The organism is Psychromonas sp. SP041 (assembly GCF_000470315.2).
Lineage (GTDB): Bacteria > Pseudomonadota > Gammaproteobacteria > Enterobacterales > Psychromonadaceae > Psychromonas.
In genome coordinates this window covers 34,611-55,227 of record NZ_CBRF02000014.1, presented here as the reverse complement: position 1 = coordinate 55,227, position 20,617 = coordinate 34,611, and the positions used below count along the sequence as shown (strand labels likewise).

15 protein-coding genes and 1 pseudogene are annotated in these 20,617 nt (G+C 36.6%); 2 read left to right on the top strand and 14 right to left on the bottom strand.

Annotation, left to right across the window (positions count from 1 at the left end; all coding sequences use genetic code 11):
* Nucleotides 1-49 precede the first annotated feature (49 nt).
* Nucleotides 50-280 (top strand): annotated as a pseudogene (locus SP041_RS09630) (SelT/SelW/SelH family protein); the annotation flags it as partial.
* A gap of 51 nt (nt 281-331) precedes the next feature.
* Here the strand turns inward: SP041_RS09630 and SP041_RS09625 are convergent.
* The 5 genes from SP041_RS09625 to SP041_RS09605 all read right to left on the bottom strand — a co-directional run bounded on the left by SP041_RS09625 (nt 332) and on the right by SP041_RS09605 (nt 6,423).
* The gene (locus SP041_RS09625; protein WP_025564650.1) at nt 332-1,117 is read right to left on the bottom strand and encodes a siderophore-interacting protein; all 786 of its coding nucleotides are present in this window, start codon (nt 1,115-1,117) and stop codon (nt 332-334) included.
* 167 nt (nt 1,118-1,284) lie between these two features.
* Nucleotides 1,285-2,121: an energy-coupling factor transporter transmembrane component T gene (locus SP041_RS09620; protein ID WP_025564649.1), complete on the bottom strand. Its 837-nt coding sequence runs from the start codon at nt 2,119-2,121 to the stop codon at nt 1,285-1,287.
* Complete coding sequence (locus tag SP041_RS09615; protein WP_025564648.1) at nt 2,118-3,818, bottom strand: ABC transporter ATP-binding protein; 1,701 nt, start codon at nt 3,816-3,818, stop codon at nt 2,118-2,120. The genes SP041_RS09620 and SP041_RS09615 overlap by 4 nt, the downstream gene beginning before the upstream one ends.
* Nucleotides 3,819-3,824: 6 nt before the next feature.
* Complete coding sequence (locus tag SP041_RS09610; protein ID WP_025564647.1) at nt 3,825-4,373, bottom strand: ECF-type riboflavin transporter substrate-binding protein; 549 nt, start codon at nt 4,371-4,373, stop codon at nt 3,825-3,827.
* 763 nt (nt 4,374-5,136) lie between these two features.
* Complete coding sequence (locus tag SP041_RS09605) at nt 5,137-6,423, bottom strand: DEAD/DEAH box helicase (RefSeq protein ID WP_025565325.1); 1,287 nt, start codon at nt 6,421-6,423, stop codon at nt 5,137-5,139.
* Nucleotides 6,424-6,634: 211 nt separating this feature from the next.
* Between SP041_RS09605 and SP041_RS09600 the strand changes: the two genes are divergently transcribed.
* Nucleotides 6,635-8,227, top strand: a complete 1,593-nt coding sequence (locus SP041_RS09600; protein WP_025565324.1) for an ABC-F family ATPase — start codon at nt 6,635-6,637, stop codon at nt 8,225-8,227.
* A 172-nt stretch (nt 8,228-8,399) separates the two neighbouring features.
* Here the strand turns inward: SP041_RS09600 and SP041_RS21055 are convergent, their stop codons facing one another.
* The 9 genes from SP041_RS21055 to SP041_RS09555 all read right to left on the bottom strand — a co-directional run bounded on the left by SP041_RS21055 (nt 8,400) and on the right by SP041_RS09555 (nt 20,514).
* Nucleotides 8,400-8,600, bottom strand: coding sequence for a hypothetical protein (locus tag SP041_RS21055; protein WP_025565323.1), 201 nt, complete (start codon nt 8,598-8,600; stop codon nt 8,400-8,402).
* Between the two features lie 453 nt (nt 8,601-9,053).
* Entirely contained in the window at nt 9,054-10,244 is a 1,191-nt protein-coding gene (gene chrA, locus SP041_RS09590; protein ID WP_025565321.1) for a chromate efflux transporter, read from the bottom strand.
* 1,038 nt (nt 10,245-11,282) lie between these two features.
* The gene (locus SP041_RS09585) at nt 11,283-12,419 is read right to left on the bottom strand and encodes a hypothetical protein (protein WP_025563443.1); all 1,137 of its coding nucleotides are present in this window, start codon (nt 12,417-12,419) and stop codon (nt 11,283-11,285) included.
* 246 nt (nt 12,420-12,665) lie between these two features.
* Entirely contained in the window at nt 12,666-13,892 is a 1,227-nt protein-coding gene (locus SP041_RS09580; protein WP_025563444.1) for a type II secretion system F family protein, read from the bottom strand.
* Nucleotides 13,893-14,125: 233 nt separating this feature from the next.
* Nucleotides 14,126-15,811 carry a type IV-A pilus assembly ATPase PilB gene (pilB, locus tag SP041_RS09575; RefSeq protein ID WP_025563445.1) on the bottom strand — a complete coding sequence of 562 codons (1,686 nt, stop codon included), beginning with the start codon at nt 15,809-15,811 and terminating at the stop codon, nt 14,126-14,128.
* 6 nt (nt 15,812-15,817) lie between these two features.
* Entirely contained in the window at nt 15,818-16,231 is a 414-nt protein-coding gene (locus SP041_RS09570; protein WP_025563446.1) for a prepilin-type N-terminal cleavage/methylation domain-containing protein, read from the bottom strand.
* Between the two features lie 696 nt (nt 16,232-16,927).
* Complete coding sequence (gene nhaD / locus SP041_RS09565) at nt 16,928-18,343, bottom strand: sodium:proton antiporter NhaD (protein ID WP_240791445.1); 1,416 nt, start codon at nt 18,341-18,343, stop codon at nt 16,928-16,930.
* A 465-nt stretch (nt 18,344-18,808) separates the two neighbouring features.
* Nucleotides 18,809-19,609 carry a histidine phosphatase family protein gene (locus SP041_RS09560; RefSeq protein ID WP_025563447.1) on the bottom strand — a complete coding sequence of 267 codons (801 nt, stop codon included), beginning with the start codon at nt 19,607-19,609 and terminating at the stop codon, nt 18,809-18,811.
* 65 nt (nt 19,610-19,674) lie between these two features.
* The gene (locus SP041_RS09555; protein ID WP_025563448.1) at nt 19,675-20,514 is read right to left on the bottom strand and encodes an adenosylcobinamide-GDP ribazoletransferase; all 840 of its coding nucleotides are present in this window, start codon (nt 20,512-20,514) and stop codon (nt 19,675-19,677) included.
* Between the last annotated feature and the right edge of the window lie 103 nt (nt 20,515-20,617).

The window sequence follows — 20,617 nt, the reverse complement described above, 5'->3', positions numbered from 1 at the left end:
TACTCATATGAATAAAATAGACATTAAATATTGTTAAAAATGTCGTTGGTCATTACGCGCTAGCTGGATGGTTCAAGAGATACTAAGTACTTTTGAAGAGGAAGTTGATGAACTCTCATTATTACGGGGAACAGGCGGTATTTTTGAAATTACAGCGAATAGCCAACTTATTTGGTCACGTAAAGAAATGAGGGGATTTCCTGAAATAGCCGAACTTAAAAAATTGGTGAGAGATATTGTCGCACCAGATAGAAACGTAGGCTGTATCGATAAAAAGTAGCAGTAATAACATCTATTGCGTTATTACTGCCTAAAAAGTGGTTAATAAAAGTTAGTTCGCCTCGGCATCTTCTCTTTTAATCACTTTATGCCCATCTTCGGTTACACCTGATTTCCAATAACTACTGATATAGATATTGTCTTTCTCAACTTCTTTTTCATTACGGAAATAACCACGTAATGCACGCATATCGTCAAATTCACAAGCAACCCAAACCGACACTTTCCCCGGTAACCAAGGTAATACTTGCACTTGTTCAATAAGTGATTCACTCTCTAACAACCACATAACCTGAATATTTTCAGGCGCATCAATTGATCGAATATCATCACGTTCAATGACTTTGATTACCGCATACCCTTTGGCGTCTTTAGGTAAATTACGAATTTTTGCAGATAGCGCAGGTAACGCCGTCATATCTGCCACCGCAAAGAACCAATCGGCATCGCTATTAATATCAAGAATAAGCCCAGGGCCACCAACATAAATATTATCGCCAACCAGCGCATTCATCGCCCAACGCGCAGCAAACCCACAGCCAGAGTCGGACGTTTCATGGCGAACAAAATCCACATCAATCGTACATTCGCTTCGAGAAAATTCAGCAATGGTATAAGTACGCATAACAGGTCGTTCACCTTCTGCAAGCATACTTGGATCCGTGCTTCCCTGTGCACTAAAAAGCAGCTTTATATAACTTCCTTCACAGTGTTCAGGGAAGTCTTTAAACTCATCAGCATGAAGCGTCACTCGTTGCATATTGGCTGATATTTTTTCTGTTTTAATAACAGTCGCTTTTTTAGGTTGAGGTTTAGCCTTAGGTTGGGATTTTGACATTTTTTTACTTAATACCATTTCAACACTCGATAATAGTTTTCATTTAGATTTAAACTTAGATTATCATTATAAAGAAAAGTTTGGCAACCCAATAAGATCTTATTTTACAGCTAAATAGAGACAGCTATTAGATGGATTGAATTGCTTCACTTATAAGATAAGGTGTATTAGAAAGGATACCAAAACAACTGCGTTTCAAAGAGTCGTTTAAAAATAGCTAATGAGACGCAAACCAAAATACTGAACAAACACAGCCAATCCTTTGTGGCTAAAGGCTTCAAACTATACCAAGTACGTGATTTATGGCGACCAAAACCACGTAATATCATCGCATTTGATATCTCTTCCGTTCTATCCAAACTAGTAAAAATTAATGGCCCTAAAATATTGGTTAGATTTTTTAAACGAGAAAATAAAGACGCTTTCTTAGAGAGTTCAATACCACGTGCTTGCTGGGCATGCATAATATTAACGTAATCTTTTTTAATTTCCGGTAAATAACGTAATGTTAAGCTCACCGCATACGCTATTTTATAAGGGACACCTAAACGGTTAAGGCTCGCCGAAAATTCAGTAGGATGTGTCGTAAATACAAACACTAAAGCAATCGGAAACATGCTGAAATATTTTAAGGTGATCGTCACTAAATAAAAAAGTGTTTCTTGGGTAATAGAGTAAAAGCCAAGCGGTAATAACACCGTCTCAGTTCCCATGAACTCCGTCCCCTGTTGAGGGGCTAATAAAAACATGAACAACGCATTGAGTGACAACACACTCGCAGTAGCAATCAACAATGCTCGATAAGCTTTAATCGGCACTTTAGTCATGTTAAGCAGTAATAAACCTAAACAAACTAACGCAATAATAAGACGTAAATCAAAGGTAGTTAGTACCACTGTTACCCAAGCCATAAAAAGAACAAACTTAGTGATTCCATTTAATTTATGAAGCACTGACCCTGTATCAATATAACTTATCCCAAATGATATTTTTTCTGCTTTCACGCAATGTTTCTCGCTTGTTCTGTTTGAATGAAATACTGCATAAAAGCACTGGTATTATTAATGTCTAAACTTACTGCTAACTCATATAAGCTGGTTGTAGTCAGGTTGGCTTTTGCTAATAAATCAGGTTGACTGAACACCTCTGTCATCGGCGCATCTGCAATTAATTTACTGTCTGATAACACAATAGAACGTGTTGTATATTCTAAAACCAAATGCATATCATGAGAAATAATCACCACTGTAATGCCTAAATTAGCATTCAGTTCTTTAATGAAATTCAACATAGCAGTATAGCTGCGATAGTCCTGCCCTGCCGTGGGTTCATCTAAAATCAATAATTCAGGCTCTAACACCAGAATAGAAGCGATAGTGACACGTTTTTTCTGTCCGTAACTTAATGCATCAATGGGCCAATTACGGTATTTTTTTAGTCCACAAAGGGTTAGCACATGTATTACTTTTTCATGAATAATCTTTTCATCGATACCTCGATTACGCAGACCAAAAGCCACTTCATCAAATATCATATGATGTGAAATCATGTGATTGGGGTTTTGCATCACCACACCAACACGTTGGCTACGCTCGAAAATACTCAACTTAGCAAGGTCTTGACCATTAAGTAATATATTACCTACATCAGGCTCAACAACCCCCATAATGAGCTTGGTTAAGGTCGACTTACCTGAACCATTTTTACCTAAGATTGAAACAAACTCACCTTTGTTAACCGAAAAACTAACATCATCAACGGCATTAACTTCTCCGTTATAAGAGTAAGTTAATCCAGATAACGTTAATAACGTCGTTTTTTTTGCCGGTTGAGCGTCTATATGCGAAGCATTAAACCAGCCCAGGACATTCTTTTCATACTGCTCTAAAAATAATGAGTTCAGACTAGCGGGTTTATCAGAAGACTTAACAACACAACCTGCAGACTTTAATGCGGATAAATAAAGTGGTTCACGTATTCCATGAGTTTTAAGTAGTGAAGAAGCTAATAGTTCATCAGGTGCCATATCAGCAACAATTTCACCTTCAGCCATTAAAATAATGCGGTCAACATCACGATGTAAAACATCTTCTAAACGATGCTCAATGATAATAATAGTTTTACCTGCATCACGATGTAACTGGTCGATAATCTCAATCGTTTTTTTACTGGTTTTAGGATCGAGTGCTGCCAAGGGTTCATCAAAAAGTAAAATATCAACATCGTCGACTAGAATCCCAGCTAATGAAACACGTTGCTTTTGTCCGCCAGAGAGTTCCTGTGGAGATCTATCTAACATCGACTCTAGTTCAACCATCTGTGCAGTTGATTTTACGACGGGATACATTTCGGCTGTTGGCGTACATTGATTTTCCAATGCAAAGGCAATATCTTCACCTACCGTCAACCCAACAAATTGACTGTCAGTATCCTGTAATACGGTGCCAACTAATTCCGTATAATGTTGCATTTCGAAAAGACTAGTATCTTTACCTGCGACAGTAAGCAGGCCTGAACACTGTCCATTTATCGCATGCGGAATAAGGCCATTCAAACAACGACCTATAGTTGACTTACCACTACCGCTTGCACCGATAATGACAATTTTTTCACCTTTTTCTATTTTCAGGTTAATATTTTTAAGCGTTGGTTTGTCCAACGATTTATATTGAAAAGAAAAATCTGAAAATTCAATCTGCATTACTGATTATTCCTCGCTTAGATGGCTACTTTGTTGATTGCGCTTAGCTGCAGATTTCAAAATAAAGTAACCCACCACAGCGATTAACAGAGTATTACCCGAAGCCACGAATATGAGCTGCGTAAAGACTTTAGCAAAGGGTTCTGCATATAAAATCGTGTCTAAGAACGCAGAACAACCATAACCAACGACATTACCAACAAGCGCAAGCACAACAAACAGCGCAAAATCTTTCATATCAAATAGACCAGATTGAATTCTTTGGTTAGTTAACTTTGGGAATAAACCAATCACCAAACCAACAATCCCTGAGCCCAAAACCCAAGTAAACCAAACGCCCCAACCTGCAAATAGGTCAGTCACCCAGTGACCAATAAAACCGACTAAAAAGCCTACAAGCGGACCAAATAAAACAGAGAATAGCGCAAGAATGGCCATCGCAGGTTTTAACGTCGTATTAGCAAATACAGGTATACCAAACATAGGTAGCCCACCAATGCCGTAAAGGGCAGCCCCAACAGCAATTACAACAACAGTTTTAGTGGATAATTTCATGTATACCTCATTAATTAAGTTAATCGCCGCTGATTATACGGGTAATGAAAAACAATAAGAAGTCTAAGGGTCTGGATGTCTAGAAATAAAAACGGTTAATCACTCTGTATTAAAAGGATCTTTAAACAGGTTTGAGGTTGGTTCATCTGCGCTCGTCGAATCATTTAATCTATCAAAAACAAAAAGCTCTTATTATCACTCCAGTAATCCTCTACTGAACAAATAATAAGGGCTTAAATTACGCTAAATTTTTGCGTAACTAAAAATCCAATCTTCTAACTGCCTACATAGAAAAAGTCTTAGACAGCCACTCATTGAAACCAACAATATCAATAAGTTAATAAAAACGATAATCAATGTGGCTGCAACAAATCCCTCCGTCTCGTTTTTCTGAATCAATAAGTGCCTTTAGCAAGGTTAGGCATGGATGCCGTTGCTAGCGAACTTCGCGACATGGACGTCGCGTATGAGCGGTGCGTTAAGAAGGTAGTTATTTATTCAGATTAAAAAACTAATCGGAGGTCAGTCTTTTTGCTTACTTTTTCTTCTGACAAGAAAAAGTAAAGTCGCCGACAGGGCGAAAATACTGCAAATAACAATCAAAATGATACGACGAGCGCAGACGAGCCAATATAAAAGCAACCAACGAAACTTCCACAGCAGATACAAAAAAGCCCCTATTATCACTCCAGTAATCATCTACTGAACAAATAATAAGGGCTTAAATTACGCTAAATTTTTGCGTAACTAAAAATCCAATCTTCTAACCGCCTACAAAATTATTTCTTGGGCCGTTTTGTTTCTTAGCACTGCCCGTTCTTGCGCCAGAACGAACACCGTCTTTATGAGGTACTTTTGGTAATTTTGGTTTTTTAACTTGTTTCTCGTGTGTACCTAATACAGAAGGCTGTAATGGTTCACCTGGTTCAAAACCTGCAAATATTTTGCGTGGAATAACCTTTTTAATAAGACGTTCAATATCTTTTAATAATTTGAACTCTTCTTGGCAAACTAATGATACCGCTAAACCTTCATTACCAGCACGGCCAGTACGGCCGATACGATGTACATAGTCTTCACTTACATTAGGTAAGTCAAAGTTAACTACGTTAGGCAATTGGTCAATATCAATACCACGAGCAGCAATATCAGTGGCTACTAATACTTGGATTTGGCTATCTTTAAATTGTGCTAATGCTTTAGTACGAGCGCCTTGGCTTTTATTACCATGGATAGCTGCACTACGAATACCACGCGCATCTAAATTTTTAACCAGACGGTTTGCACCGTGTTTAGTTTTTACAAACACTAAAACTTGACGCCATTTGTTATCAAGAATTAACTGACTCAATAACGCGGTCTTTTTAGTTTTATCTACTTCATATAAAGCCTGTTCGATTTTTTCAACCGTTGTATTACGCGGGCTTACTGAAATCTCAACAGGGTTATTAACTAAGCCTTTTGCTAATGAACGAATTTCATCAGAAAAAGTCGCTGAGAATAATAAGTTTTGACGCTTAGCGGGTAACGCTTTAAGGATCTTTTTAATATCATGAATAAAGCCCATATCTAACATACGGTCAGCTTCATCTAAAATTAACACTTCTAATTGTTGAAAACGTACTGCATTTTGCTGATATAAGTCTAATAAACGACCCGGCGTTGCCACTAAAATATCTATACCGCCACGTAACATTTGCATTTGCGGGTTAATTTTTACACCGCCGTATACCACCATGCTGCGTAATGGCATGTTTTGGCCATATTTTTGTACGCTTGCTTGCACTTGAGCCGCTAGCTCACGTGTTGGCGTTAGTATTAGTGCGCGAACTTGATTCGGCTTAGCACGTTCACCTTTTTCTAGCATTGCTAATAATGGCAATGTAAACCCAGCAGTTTTCCCTGTACCTGTTTGTGCAGCAGCCATGACATCTTTACCTGCTAATACAGCAGGAATAGCTTGCTCTTGGATTGGGGAAGGCGTTTCGTAGCCAGCATTTTTCACTGCTTCTACTAACGATGCGGGTAAACCTAGGGAATCAAAACTCATATTAAATCTCATTAAAGTACGGCACTTGCCATTAGACGCGTAGCTTACCTTAAGCGTCGCGATCAAGCTATGTGTTAGTTTTATTGCGACACAACTTTCCTTTATAAAAATGATGCATGAATTTCATACAATTCAAAGGTGATTAACCTCACGGTATCTGTATAATACCCATCTTTAAAAAAGCAATACTCAAACAATTTAGGAATAAGCCGTGTTAAGTACAAATAACATCACCATGCAATTTGGTGCGAAACCACTTTTTGAAAACATCTCTGTTAAATTTGGTACTGGGAACCGTTACGGTTTAATCGGTGCAAATGGTTGTGGTAAGTCAACTTTCATGAAAATCTTAACGGGTGATCTAGAGCCTAGCGCAGGTAATGTAACCAGAGATCCTAACGAACGTATTGCTAAACTACACCAAGACCAGTTTGCTTTTGAAGAACACACAGTACTCGATACGGTATTGATGGGCCACAAAGAGATGTGGGAAGTCATGAACGAGCGTAATCGTATTTACTCATTACCTGAAATGACTGAAGCTGAAGGAATGCATGTTGGCGATTTAGAAAATCAATTCGCTGAAATGGATGGTTACACTGCCGATTCACGTGCAGGGGAAATATTACTAAGCGTTGGTATTCCACTTGATCAACATTACGGCCCAATGTCAGACATCGCACCAGGTTGGAAACTACGTGTATTACTAGCACAAGTACTTTTCTCTAATCCAGATATCATGTTACTCGATGAGCCAACCAATAACTTGGACATCGATACTATTCGTTGGTTAGAAACTGAATTAAAAGCACGCCAATGTACTATGGTAATCATTTCGCATGACCGTCATTTCTTAAATTCAGTCTGTTCGCACATGGCAGATATCGATTATGGCGAGCTGCGTCTTTTCCCTGGTAACTACGACGAGTACATGACCGCGGCAACACAAACTCGCGAACGTTTGTTATCTGAAAATGCGAAGAAAAAAGCACAACTATCTGAGTTACAAGACTTTGTAAGCCGTTTCTCTGCAAACGCATCAAAAGCTAAGCAAGCAACATCACGTGCGAAACAGATGGATAAGATTGAACTCGCAGAAGTTAAAGCATCTAGCCGTGTTAATCCTTACATCGTATTCAAGCAAGAGAAGAAACTGTTCCGTAATGCACTAGAAACGATTGATATGACAAAAAGCTTTGAAAATACATTATTCAAAGACTTAAACCTGATGGTTGAAGTGGGCGAACGCGTCGCTATCATCGGTCAAAATGGCGTAGGTAAAACAACCTTATTACGCACATTAATGGGTGAAATTGAATTATCTTCTGGTCAATACAAATGGTCTGAAAATGCACATTTAGGGTATTACGCACAGGATCATTCATCTGATTTTGAAAAAGATCAAAACCTAATGGATTGGATGGGCCAATGGATGCACGAAGGTGATGACGAACAAGCCGTTCGTGGTACGTTAGGGCGTTTATTATTTGGTGCAAATGACATTACTAAGTCTGTAAAAATCATCTCTGGTGGTGAGCAAGGACGTATGCTGTTTGGTAAGTTGATGATGAATAAACCAAACATCTTATTAATGGATGAACCAACCAATCACTTGGATATGGAATCAATTGAATCATTAAACTTAGCCTTAGAAAACTACGAAGGCACGTTGTTATTCGTCAGTCATGACCGTGAATTTGTATCTTCACTAGCAACACGCATCATCGAAATCAAAAAAGATAAAGTAGTTGATTTCCACGGTACTTATGAAGAATACCTAAAATCTCAAGGCGTTGCTGAATAAGCTAATCGCTGAATAAACGAATAGTTTAATAACCGACCAAAACATCGCTCTATGAATTAAAAAATTAGAGCGATGTTTTATTTTTAACACTTACCTTCAAAAGAATAATACACAAAACCCTTCGGTCTAAAGCTAACATCCCAACATGTCATCGCCTTTTGCTATTGATGATCTAATCAAGAATAAAAACCAACACACAACCCCCTACAGGCTGAAGCCAGCGCCCGAGGTCAAAGGCTCGAGCATTATTAATGTTTAATTGTTTTGATTTTGGTTTTTGGTTTGGCTTTAGTTTGATTTTGGTTTGATTTTGGTTTGATTTTGGTTTGGGTTTGGGTTTGGGTTTGGGTTTGGGTTTGGGTTTGGGGCGCATGCTTCAGCTTGCCGGGGTTTTGGTGTTAAGGTTAAATTTTATGTTATTAATTCTCTAATCCAAAACAAAGAACTACACACAACCGCTGCAGGCTGAAGCCAGCGCCCCGAGGTCAAAATATTTTTATTATTGGCTTTCTAGCTAAAAATAAAAATCAACACATAAAACCCTGCAGGCTAAAGCCAGCGCCCCAAGGTCAGTAATCTTCTTATTATTAACTCTAATCCAAAATAAAAATCAACACACAAAACCCTGCAGGCTAAGCCAGCGCCCCGAGTTCAGTAACCTTTTTATTATTAACTCTAATCCAAAATAAAAATCAACACACAAAACCCCTGCAGGCTAAAGCCAGCGCCCCAAGCTCCAAAGGTCAAAGGTCAAAGGTCAAAGGTCAAAAACCTCATTATTCGATGATATAGATTAAGAGGTTTAGTTTTTCAAACTAGCTACGAGTTATACCCATATCAACTTTAATAAAACACCAATAACAGCAAACAAAATGACAAGCCACATAATCGGTAATCTTTGACGTTTTAATAAGTAGATACCGATTAATACCACCGCCATATCAATACTATTAAAAATAGCACTAACAAACACCGGTTGGTAAAGAGCACTCATTAATAACCCGACCACAGCAGCATTAACACCATTCATCGCAGCGGCTAAACTTGGTATTTTTGAAAGTCTTTGCCAATTTTTTAAGCAGCTTAATAACAATAAAAAACCTGGTAAAAATACTGCAATGGTAGCGATCAATGCACCTACAATAGGCTCGCTAGGTAAAATTAAATAGCCAATGTAAGTGGCTAAACTAAACATAGGACCAGGTACTGCTTGAGCAATAGCATAACCCGTTAAAAACTGATCAGCGGTAACTTGTCCTTCCACAATATTCTGTAAAAGCGGTAATACCACATGCCCTCCTCCAAACACTAAACTACCTGCTTGAAAGAAATCAGAAAATACAGAAAAACTAGCTGATATTGCGGGATAGAAAAAGTTCAACAAAGGCAATACAAACAATAACAACAAAAATAAGACTAATGGCTTGTAGTTAATCAACGTACAAACATTACAAATTAGACAATGCTTTTTCTTTTTAGTCGTATCCTCTTTATTTTCTTTTAAGAAAAACACACCTATCACTGCAGCAAAAATTAGGACTAAAATTTGTTCGATAACACCAGGGGAAATAAGTAATGTGCAAGCGGTTATTAAACATAAAAGAATACGGGGAGTATCTTTGCAGAAATTTTTATACATTAATAAAATGGCATCAAAAACGATCACTACCGCTAATAATTTAAGTCCATGTATTACTGATTGAAAAATATCATTACTCGCCAACTCACCAGCGCTAATCACCAGCAACAACATGATGGTGACAGATGGAATGGTAAAGCCTAAGAATGCGCTAAAAGCCCCTTTTAAGCCTAATCTGTGATAACCAATAGCAAAACCTACTTGGCTAGATCCCGGTCCTGGTAAAAATTGACTTAATGCAACGTATTCAGCATATTGTCGTTCACTTAACCACGCTAAACGTTGTACAAAGGTTTCTCTAAAGTAACCAATATGCGCAGCGGGCCCACCAAAACTAATACAGCCTAATACGAAGAAGGTTTTGAAGATTTCCCACATAAAATATTCCAATCCAAACACAAATAATGATTAAGCAACAATGCCGCTTCCACTAATATTAATTAAGAGAAACAATTCAAAGTACAAAGCGACATTTATAATGAGTAAAACAGAGTAAAATACAGAAAGATTGTGACAGTGAGATGACACTCCAAAGTGTCAAACGCCCTCACGATGAACGAAGTTAGAATGCTTAAGTTTGTTGGAACACATGGCGTGCTAGTGCCATGAGCATAAGAGTTCTATGAGTCGCTTTTTAGTTTGTTGGTGTTGAGATTAACTTTTAACCTATTGATTCTCTAGTCCAAAACAAAGATCAACACACAAAATCCTGCAGGCTAAAGCCAGCGCCCCAAGGTCAAAAGTTCGATCATTATTAATGTTTAATTGTTTTGGTTTTATTTTGGTTTGGTTTAGCTTGGGGGCGCATGCTTCAGCTTGCAGATCTTTTTTGTGTTGAAGTTAATTTTTATGTTATTGACTCGTAAATCCAAAATGAAGAGCAACACATAAAACTCTGCAGGCTAAAGCCAGCGCACCGAGGTTAACAACTCTTTGATATTGATTCTCTAGTCCAAAACAAAGATCAACACACAAAATCCTGCAGGCTAAAGCCAGCGACCCAAGGTCAAAAGTTCGAGCATTATTAATGTTTAATTGTTTTGGTTTTTGGTTTGGTTTGGGGGCGTATGGCGAATTAGGTGAAGCCTAGTGTTATGAGCGGAGGAGCTCTGCGAGTCCTTTTTTTAGCTTGCAGGGGTGTTGGTGTTGAGGTTAAATTTTATACTATTGATTCTCTAATCCAAAAACAAAAAACAAAATCAACACACAAAATCCTGCAGGCTAAAGCCAGCGCCCCAAGGTCAGTAACCTTCTTATTATTGACTCTAATCCAAAACAAAAAATAACAAAAAATCTCTGCAGGCTAAAGCCAGCGACCCGAGGTCAAGGCATGGAGAGTTTCTATTTTTGACCAATTAATAGTACAAAGATTAATAGATGGTAGTTTCCATCATTTATTAGTTATCAAGAGACTACTTATAGAGAAGGTAATGATAGATGCAGATACTGTAGATCATTGCTCCACAATTGTAAGAACTTTCGTGATTTATCTTTATTAGTTAAACACTTAGCAAATAAAATAATATTTGCACCGGCTAAGTCATGGTTTTTATTAATTGAATACTTATCTAAAAAGTCTTGTCGAAAAAGCTTGATGGGAATTGCGACGTTCTTAGCATCGGCGACATTCAACCATAATAGTTCTTTATCTGCATTATTAATGGCTCCCCAATACATTCTAGGGGACAAATTTTCTAACACTTCAGCATCAGAGAAATTTACAAATAAATTCTTCGCTCGCCATTTATGTTTCTCGCTAGTGTGAACCCACACATTAGAAGACGCTAAGGAACTGTTATTTAATAAGCTCTTTAGTAGTTTAGGTAAGGTTTGTTTAATCGACTTATTTGAGTTTTCACTTATTAGAGCTGTTGATTTAGAATCAGTTAATCCGTTATTATTTTCTGTTTTATCTTTATTAACCGTGTTTTTTTGAGACTCAATAACATGAGTATTTTTAGCTCTTATATTTTTATTTACAGCTGAAAAATCAATAAAAAAACCTTCATCTGAATTTTCTACAGACTTAGTTATTTCAATAACACTTTGTTTAATATTTTGTTTAAGGTTTTCTTCAACTATTTTATTATCTTTAACTTCTATTCGTTGCTTAATACTTTCATCAATAAGGGCTTCACCATTAGGTTCGCTCGTGACTGAAACTTCTTCATTCAAATCATTGTTCAAATCACTACTCAAATCAACTGAAGCTTTCTTAGTGACTTTACTTAATTCGGAGCAATTAGGAAGGTGATGACGAGAGCCAAAACAAGCTTGCTTGCCATCTTTAGAAGCTCTTCTGAAATAAGCAATTTGTAAACATTCAGGGCAAAATAATGAATGTCGATACTGTGCAATTTGTTGTGCTGTAAAATGCTTAAACTCAAAAATGGAGAAGGTTATTTGCTGATGCTCTCTAGTCGTAGTATTTAACTTAGGGGATATACTGCTCTTAATATCAGACTTTATGATTGAGGGGAGTTTCTGTAATTTTGATTTAATATCAAGAGTAGGAATAGAGTCATCATCAGGAATATAAATAGCATCTAACATAACTTACACCTCTATATAACCGAACTGTCCCATGACAATAAATAAAGTATACAGTGTCTAACCTTTAGTTTTTAGTTTTTAAATTTAACTTAAGCAATAAAAAAGCGATAACATTATTATGCTATCGCTTTCATTTTATCTATAAAATAATTTATCACATTAGCTTTATAACCCTGTTCTTACTTATACTCTTATTGCTTATGCTGTCATTGCTTATAAAGAGCAGCGTTATAATAAATGAATATATTAACCAATAACACTACCAAGTTCGAATATAGGTAAATACATAGCCACAATCAGACCACCAACTACAACACCTAGCACTACCATTATCATTGGCTCTAATAAGCTGGTTAATGCATCAACGGCATCATCAACTTGGCTTTCATATATATCGGCGACTTTACTTAACATGCCATCTAAATCACCAGACTCTTCACCAATCATTACCATTTGTGACACCATATCAGGAAAAGCACCTGTTGTTTTCATCGCAACATTAATTTGCATCCCACTAATGACTTCTGTACGCATATTGTTAACAGCACTTCTATAGACATAGTTACCCGATGCTCCAGCAGCAGAAAGCAAGGCATCAACTAATGGAATACCTGCTGAAGAAGTTGTAGAGAGTGTACGAGCAAAACGAGCAACAGCCGCTTTATCTAAAATAGTGCTAATAACAGGAATTTTAAGAATAAATTTATCAGTGTTATCCCTGACTTTTTCACTCCCTCGATGCGCTCTTTTAAATAAAAATACAGCAACCATCGCTCCGCCGATTATCATATACCAATACAATTGAACGATATCAGAAATCCCTAAAACAAATAATGTAAACGCAGGTAACTCGGCACCAAATCCAGTGAATATATCTTGGAATTGTGGGATAACAAATAATAGTAATAACAAAGTTACAAGAAATGCTACCGTAACGACTGCTGCAGGGTAAAACATTGCTTTTTTTATTTTTGATTTTAGCGCTTCTGATTTTTCTTTGTAAGTTGCAATACGATCATAAATAGTATCTAACGCACCTGATTGTTCACCCGCTTCCACTAAGTCACAATATAAGGTATCAAATTGTCTTGGATAAGAACGTAGCGTTTGAGAAAGCGGTGTTCCCGTTGACACTTCATTAGCAATTGACGTCATTAATTTTCGAAGAGAGGGTTTTTCATTACTTTTAGCAATTAATTCAAGACTTTGTACTAAAGCAACCCCCGCACTTAACATAGTCGCTATTTGGCGAGAAACAACGGCAATATCCATTGGTTGTACTTTGTCACCAAATGAAAATAATGACTTTGGTTTCTTTTTAGTCCGCGTAACACTCACACCTTGCTTACGTAACTCTGCCTTTATCTCATTAATCGTTTCACCCTGTAATTCTCCAGAGACTTTACCTCCTTTGCGGTTAATACCATGCCAAGTAAAAGTGTGTAGTTCAGGTGAAGATTGTTTAATGGCCATGAAATTCTCTTTAGATAGTTTTTGATGGGCTTTCTATAGATGAATACTGAATACAAGTATTATTTAGATAAGCTCTGTTTATTAAGTTATCTTTAGTTAAGCGTTATAGCAAGGTCTACACTTAAAAGTCTATGGTTAAAGATCTACATTCAAAGTTATAGCTAAGGCTTAATAATTAAGATTTAATATAGCTTAAATTTAAAACTTAAGTAAAACAATGCTGATAAAGAATATTAAGTAATACGTGTTACTTCTTGTAAGCTAGTAACACCATTTAAAGCTTGTTTAATCGCTGATTGCCTTAAGGTATGCATACCTTCATTTATTGCAGCATCTGAAATTTGCATGGCATTACCATTATCTAAAATAATCCGTCCGAGCTGATCAGACATTTCCATCACTTCATAAATACCAACACGTCCTTTATAACCGTCAGTGCACTTATCACAACCAACAGGCTGACATAAATCACTTTTCTGAGATAACTGCTCGCTTGTAAAGCCAATAGCGGCTAATTCTGAATCAGGCATTTGTAAAGGTGCTTTGCATACTTCACATAAACGTCTTCCCAATCGCTGTGCAATAATCAATGAGACAGATGAGGCAATATTGAATGCAGGCACACCCATGTTTAATAAGCGGGTGAGTGTTTCAGCTGCAGAATTAGTATGTAAGGTTGATAAGACTAAGTGCCCTGTTTGTGCGGCTTTAATACCAATTTCAGCGGTTTCTAAATCACGAATTTCACCTACCATCACGATATCTGGATCTTGACGTAGGAATGAACGTAATGCTGAAGCAAAGGTTAAGCCTGCTTTATTGTTGATCTGTACTTGGTTTACACCGGTTAAATTAATCTCAACTGGGTCTTCCGCTGTTGAAATATTACGCTCAACGGTATTTAAAATATTTAACCCGGTATAAAGCGATACAGTTTTACCACTCCCTGTTGGACCTGTAATTAAAATCATACCTTGCGGTTTAGCAAGTGCAGCGAGATACTTTTCTTTTTGCTCGTCGGTATAACCTAATTTATCTATATTTAATGCGGCGGCTGAGCTGTCTAAAATACGCATTACAATTTTTTCGCCCCACATAGTCGGGAGCGTACTCACGCGTAAATCAATATTACGTTTATTAGACACTTTAAGTTTGATACGACCATCTTGTGGTAAACGACGTTCTGCAATATCTAACTTAGACATCACCTTTAAACGTGCAGAAAAACGGTTGGCTAAATTAACAGGAGGAGAGGCAACTTCTTTTAAGATTCCATCAATACGAAAGCGAATGCGGAATTTTTTTTCATAAGGTTCAAAATGTAAATCTGAGGCGCCTTTTTTGACGGCATCAATCAACACGCTGTTAATATATTTTACAATCGGCGTATCATCGTCTGCATTTTGTGACTCATCTAAACGAGAATCCGATTCATCAACTTCAATATCATCGATATTGCCCATATCACCAAGTGCACTAACATCATCCTCTAAAATAAAGTCTATTGCTTTATTAAGTCGAGTTTCTTCAATGAGTAATGCTTCAGTATGCATGCCAAAGCTAAAACCAAAATCTTCTAAGGCGGCAACATTGGTAGGATCAGACATGGCAATATACAAGGTTTTATGTTGCACATAAACAGGCAAGGCATGATGTTTCTCTATTAGTTTTTGGTTAATGAATTTTTCAGGGATATCGGTTAGATCTAAGGATTCATTATCTAATAGAGGAATACCATATTCAGCTTCACAGAACTCAGCTAAGGCAACACTATCAATGAAATTATTTTCAACCAGATAGGAAGTTAAAGCTTTTTGTTCTGAAGTTGCTGATGAGATTATTTTTTTTAATTGGCTTTCATCAAGTAAACCATGAGCGGCAAGGCTAGAAGCCAAACCGCTAAGATTATTAAGTATCATTAAGAGTTAACACAAATCATCATTACTACATTCAAATTCCCATGTAACCTGCCCTGTACTTTCTAGTGTCGGTGTACCTTTATATGTAGCACTACCCAAACCTTCACCTGAAACAGCAGTTGCAGTAATGACGCCTTCTGAAGCAGTTGCCACACTTTGTACAAAACCGTATGCAGTAATGGCTTCTAATTTGAAAGTAGAGCCGTCATTTCCATCACCACAAAATTCAACATCACCTAACTCCATAGCACATAACTCAACTTGAGTTTTAGCGCCAGTTACAGCTTGTACAACTTCAGTAAATTTAGCTTTAGCTGTATAACTTTGATAAGCAGGTAATGCTACCGCTGCAAGAATACCGATAATCGCGATTACGATTAGTAGTTCGATTAATGTAAAACCCTGTTGAATCTTTTTCATATTTATTTCCTTAGCTTTGTTTGGCATTTTTACTTATTAATAAGGTCAATAATGGCAAACAATAATTGGTTTTTAATTTATATGTACAAACAATCCCTATTCGTATCTTTCGGAAATACTCACAAAAATTATTATGATATAAATTGAGTTTGAAAGTTTAATTCCAGTAATGTTATTTATTACTCTATTAAAGGTAGTTTTTTTTAGGTGAAAAAACAAACTTTAATTTAATAAAAAACAATATTGAACCAAAAAAACTAACATATTACTAACTATTACTAACTATTACTTATATATCCTTTAAATAACTATTTAAAATGAATACAAAGTTCTAGGTTTTAATTCTAATTCAGTAAAGCAAACCCTTTACTTTTTTATAGCAGATAATTTATACCAAACAATCAATATTGAAGTAAAGATTAATTACCTCTAATTGTATATAAACGCATAAAACATTTAGCATTAATTTGCATAATAACCTAACTGATCGATTATTGACAATTAACATCAACAAAAAAATAAATCAAAACAAAGTAAACAAATCAAGTAGCTATATTAAAATAAGCTAAATAAACTAAACAGCTAGCGACATAAAAATTAAATGGTTACTTTGTTCCATTATTAGCAAGTCCTACTTTCATACGCATGTTTAAGTATTTCACTTTAACTAAAAACACTACTTCACTAACATGTTACCTAGCCAAAATAAGCCGCATTAAACCAAAGGTGCGTATAAATACTGGCTATATAACCTAGCGCAATCACTGGTGCCCATTTTAAATGCGCACCAAAAGTATAAATACCGCGAGCTTGTCCCATTAATGCCACACCAGCAGCACTACCAATCGACAGCATACTGCCACCGACACCAGCCGTTAAGGTCACTAATAACCATTGTCCTGTGTCCATGTCAGGTTCCATACTCAATACCGCAAACATAACCGGAATATTATCAACAATCGCTGATAACACACCGACAGTAATATTGGCATAAGTGGCATCCCAGTTGCTATACATTGCTTCTGAAATCATGCCTAGATAACCAATAAAGCCTAAACCACCGACACACAGCACAACACCGTAAAAGAACAACAGCGTATCCCACTCGGCTTTTGCCACTTTGTTAAATATATCAAAAGGCGCACCATCGCCTAAACCACGTAAACGCTCGTGTTCTTTTTTATCAACCGTATGTGCCATCGCAAACTGATAGTGATTTTTTTGTGTTTTACGTAAGAAGAATGCGAAGAATTGCAGAACACCCAGTCCTGTCATCATGCCTAATACTGGCGGCATACCTAAGAATGAATGACCAGCAACGGCAAAGAAAATAGTAATTAAGAATAAAATGACAATGCGTTTTGCACCACGTCTCATTGCCACCACTTCTCCATCACCTTTTGCAACATCTTTAGAGATAAAGAAGCTCATGATGATAGCAGGCACTAAGTAGTTAACTGCAGAAGGCACTAGTAATGCAAAGAAAGTAGTGAACTCAACCATGCCTTTTTGCCAAACCATTAATGTTGTGATGTCGCCAAATGGGCTGAATGCGCCACCAGCATTAGCAGCCACCACTATATTGATACAAGAAAGGGCGATGAATTTTTTATTTTCCCCACCTACTTTCATGACAATGGCACACATTAATAAGGCAGTGGTTAAGTTGTCGGCGATTGGGGAAATAAAGAAAGCTAATATGCCGGTTAACCAAAAAATCAAACGTAAAGTGAAACCTTTATTCACCATCCAAGCACGTAGTGCATCGAACAATTGACGTTCTTCCATCGCATTGATGTAAGTCATCGCTACCAATAAGAAGAAGAATAGCTCTGCATACTCTAATAAATTATGGCGGAAAGCCGCTTCTGCATCATGACTCATACCATGTTGAGAATAATAGTAACCGATCATTCCCCAAATAATACCTGCCGCAACTAATACTGGTTTTGATTTACGTAGATGAATAACATCCTCTAACATCACTAAACAGTAAGCAAAAGCGAAAAATAAAATAGCGGCGTAACCAATTCCATGTGAGGTTAAGTCGATTGTTTCCCCTGAACTAGCCAATACACGAGTAGAGAATAAAAGCGTAAAAAGGGTCAGCATGACACTTAATACTTTAGACTGCTTAAACATTACATCTTCCTTAAAGTAACTAATAGATTGAAGCAAAAAAAATCCGCCCGATTCTAGCATAAACAGACACTTTCAACGTACCGTTAAAAAAGTGCTAAATGTGAAAACTTTGAAGGCTGAAGCAATAAGACATAAAATGGCTAAAAAATAGCTAAAGGATAAAAGACGTTAGAAGTTTATTAATGAAAGGTTTGTTCACTATCATTTCATTTATTCTTTTATTAAGTATTTTATTAATGCTTTCATTAACAACGAGCGTGTTAATACCGATTAATATTCGACGTCACAACACCATAATAGGCAGATTAGCGTTAATAAATAAAAACTCATTACAGCGGTAAACAAGCAGTATTAATAGATAAGCGTTAGCAGTTATGGTCTGAATTCAAGAAATGAGGATGACAATGACAATGAGTGTAAAATAGTTAAAGTCATCTACAGTAAATGGTTAATGCCTACACAACGCGATAACTCAACTTGTGCAGGAACAAGTTCAATACAGGACACACTCATTTTATCAATTTTCAAAGATAAAGAGTGTTGTAATGGAATGTGTAAAAATGCAGATAATATAGAACGGATAACACCTGCATGACAAATAATGATAATAGTTTTTGATTGTTGCTCTTGGTTGGCTTGGTTAAGATCGTTTAATTTATTTAGGCTATTTAAGTTATCTGAGTTATTTAAGCTATCTAAGCTATTTACTTGATTTAACCCGTTTAACTTAGTTTGCAACTCATCCCATGCTTGAATAACTCTTCGATCAAAATCACGTGCACTTTCCCCATTTTTAAACGTGTAATCCAGCAGATTATCACTCCAATCTTGTATTGCTTGCTGTCCAAGACCTTGCCACGTTAAACCTTCCCAATCACCAAAGTTAATTTCTTGAAAGGCTTCGTTTATTTGTAATTCAATTGGATTGGTAAATGCGCTTTGTGAGTACTCACTGACCTTTAACTCTTTCTCAGGGTAAAACTCTAAATTTAACTTTAAACCTTCAGCTAACGCTAAACAACGCGTTAATGGACTACTAATAATTAAAGGCTTTTCATTTACTTTTAACTTCTCCATTACGTTAGCTTCAACATAATACGTTAGTTTTAATAAATCGTTATCAAAGGAGTCAGCCACAGCACAATCTAATTGCCCATAACAAATATCAGAAGACACATTCACATCACCATGACGTACTAAGTAAATTTTATGTTTTGTTAATGGTTTATTATCCATTTTCAATTCCATTGCTATTAGAGAACGCTACAAACATTAAGCTAAATTGGTGCTATAAATTGGGACTATAAATTGGCACTGAATAGCGCCAAGCAAGTTAATAAAATGAGTAATTCATTTAGTTGTTGTAAAAAGCCTAAACAGTCTCCGGTATACCCTTCAATTTTTTTATGGAAGTAAGATTTGCATAACAACGTACTTATCGTCGTGACTATAACAATAACTAATATAGATATCACTGGCATCCAAAGTAATGACAACAAGCTAAACAACGAAGCACCTAATAAATACGGCAGAGGTAATTGATGCGATGATTGTGTCGATTTACTGGTTTCATCCTCTCTTGCATATTCACTATATTGGATCAAACATAACGCACTAAAGCGACTCACAACAGCTGCGCTAAAAAGGACACCAAAGAAATGGAGTAAACCAAATTCATAAAATTGATTAAGCAGGCTAAGTTGAATCAGCACAGTGACTTTAAGCGCAAACAATATAATCAAACCAATCACACCATAAGTGCCTATTTGGCTATCTTTCATAATACTTAAACATTGCTTTTTGTTATAGCCACCACCGAAACCATCGCAACAGTCTGCCAAACCATCTTCATGAAAAGCGCCGGTTAATAATAAACCCACTAGCAACATAAAAATGATACTAATCGTATGATCAAACACACTTAGGCTTACACAATAAACAGCAAAACAAATAAGCGCATACAAAGCACCGACAAATGGAAAGTATGCATTCCCTAAATGAAATGGATAAGCTTTGAAGTTAATAGATTTCGGCACAGGACAGCGGGAAAAAAACGATAGCGCATAACAGCACAAAACCCATTGCTTAAATAGCGGTTTAGATAGGACTTTATACCTCTGCTTATTTAACTCTTCTGACATTAAATTCTCTTTTAATTATCTCTGTTCATTATTTCTGCTAATTGCATGCCGCTATTTACTATAAGAACGTATTAGCAAATTTTTTTCATTATTAGATTTATTA